Consider the following 1,997-nt stretch of genomic DNA (forward strand, 5'->3'; position numbering starts at 1 on the left):
CCTCATAGCGGGACTTACCTGGGAACATTTGAAACCGATGGTGCAGGTTATAATGTATGGACCCGATGGATGACAGGTAAAAATATCGACGGTGGCGACGGTTTCAGGCAGATTTATAGCTCCAGGGTTACAAAGGTTCCTACCGGACAAAATCGCGTCATTACTTTCGCCAACCACTATAACAAGTGGCAAAGTTTCGGATATACGCTTGGTCAGTTAAATATTCCTGCGATTATGGTTGCGGAAACATGGGGCTCTAATACGAATGGCAATATTAACTGTACCATTTGGGCCGCACAGTAAACATTTGTTTAAACCCATCACAACCACATTACTGCCTGGCAATAAGCCGGGCAGTATGTACTGCAGGTACTTTATGATCAATACCTGGATTAAAAATGCTTTTAATATTATTTAACAATTAGTTATTATGAGATCCATACTTTATTTCCTTGCATTTTTCAGTTTTATCCTTCCCGCCTGCCATTCGCCAAATCTTAAAAATACAGATGGAAACAAAAAATCACTGATCGGAAAATGGCATCGGTTTTCCAAAGCGAATGGATATAGCGAATTTGATATTGATTCGCAATATGTAGTTTTCTATAATCAGAAAGTTGGCCGCTTTAAGCTTCCTTACAAAATAGAAAATGATTCCTTAAAATACCTTACCAAAGATTATGTAGCTAAGATTACAGACTACGGAGACTCCCTTCTTTTGGAAGGCAACGATAGTACTCAAGCGGTGTTGCACAGGTTTAAAGAACCACATGTTCCTTTTGCAACAATTCCTGAACAAAAAGATTCTGTATCATTTGCATCATACATCGCTGATTTCGATAAAAGATTAATCAGTGAGTTTGAGAAAGCCGGAATAAAGATTTCTGATGGTATGGAAAAACCTGAGGGACCGGTTTACGAAGAACTGTTAAAAAAAAAATCAGCAAATAGGTAAAAGATGTTTAATAATTTAAACAACTACTCAAACTATAATCGGTGAGCATTCATACCGTTAATATGCTCACCGAATTGCTCACCTTTTTCGGATCAAGCGGAAAAGCTCTGCCGTTATACCAATTTCTAAGCTGATAAGTGGTTCGCTCCATTGCAACATCCCTATCATCCTGCAACCTTTGCTTATGGGTTCATTCTTTTAAACATTCCCTGTATTTCAACGGGTGTTGCTTTTGATAACATTTCGCTATATCCAAAAGTCAATTCATTCCTGCCTTCTTTTAGTTGTTGAAATATTGCATTAATAAAATCCTCAACAGAAGGGTGCTCGCTGTGCAAGCCTTTGCCGCCCAGGTCAGTATTGAGGGCTGGTGGGATCAATTCGATGACCTCTATATTTTTTGATTTTAATAAATGTCTCAATGAAATGGTAAATGAGTGGAAAAAAGCTTTTGTAGCACAATAAACGGGTACCTTTGTAAGGGGCGCAAATGCCAGGCCGGAGGTTACATTAATGACCGTATCCAGTGATTTGAGTTCGGTAAAGAGTGAAGTTAAATGCAACGGCGCTAAAACATTTATTTGAATTTCATTTTTTGCTTTATCATAAAAGCGCTCGTCTGAAATATCCATCCAGTTTTGAATACCAGCATTGTTTACCAATACGTTCAAATCACTATGGTGTTCAGCAATCCATTGATAAAGTTCCGTTCGCCCGGATTCCTCTGATAAGTCGCATACCTTTGTTATTACTGCCGGGAATTTGTCAGACACTTCTTGCAGCGCTTCTTTCCTTCTGCCACAAATAATAACCTGGTTGTTTTCCTGAATAAATCTTTCAGTTAATCCCAAACCGATGCCAGTGGCTCCGCCAGTGATTAAAATTTTATTGTTTGATAATTTCATTGTTTTTTGTTTAATATTCAATGTTTTAAAGAATTTTTATCTTTTTCAATTCTATGTTTTTTAACTTGTTCCATACAAAAGCAGATTATAAACCCAACAATTTTTCGGCATTTTTATAACCGATTTTTTCTTTGGCC

At 37.6% G+C, this 1,997-nt stretch carries 3 protein-coding genes; 2 read left to right on the forward strand and 1 reads right to left on the reverse strand.

The window, feature by feature from the left end; genetic code table 11:
• Together AC1DND_RS26640 and AC1DND_RS26645 are read left to right on the forward strand one after the other, a co-directional pair.
• Window positions 1-303: glycoside hydrolase family 11 protein (locus AC1DND_RS26640; protein ID WP_477585710.1), on the forward strand; the 303-nt coding region annotated here is incomplete at its 5' end.
• Between the two features lie 127 nt (window positions 304-430).
• Entirely contained in the window at window positions 431-955 is a 525-nt protein-coding gene (locus AC1DND_RS26645) for a hypothetical protein (protein ID WP_477585712.1), read from the forward strand.
• 182 nt (window positions 956-1,137) lie between these two features.
• On the opposite strand, the gene AC1DND_RS26650 is transcribed toward AC1DND_RS26645, so the two are convergent.
• Complete coding sequence (locus AC1DND_RS26650; protein WP_477585714.1) at window positions 1,138-1,860, reverse strand: SDR family oxidoreductase; 723 nt, start codon at window positions 1,858-1,860, stop codon at window positions 1,138-1,140.
• Window positions 1,861-1,997 lie beyond the last annotated feature (137 nt).

Source organism: Pedobacter sp. 01N416 (assembly GCF_056399685.1).

Coding starts and splice junctions, on each gene's coding strand:
- AC1DND_RS26645 (WP_477585712.1), top strand. CDS start 431: ATGAGATCCATACTTTATTTCCTTGCATTTTTCAGTTTTATCCTTCCC.
- AC1DND_RS26650 (WP_477585714.1), bottom strand. CDS start 1,860: ATGAAATTATCAAACAATAAAATTTTAATCACTGGCGGAGCCACTGGC.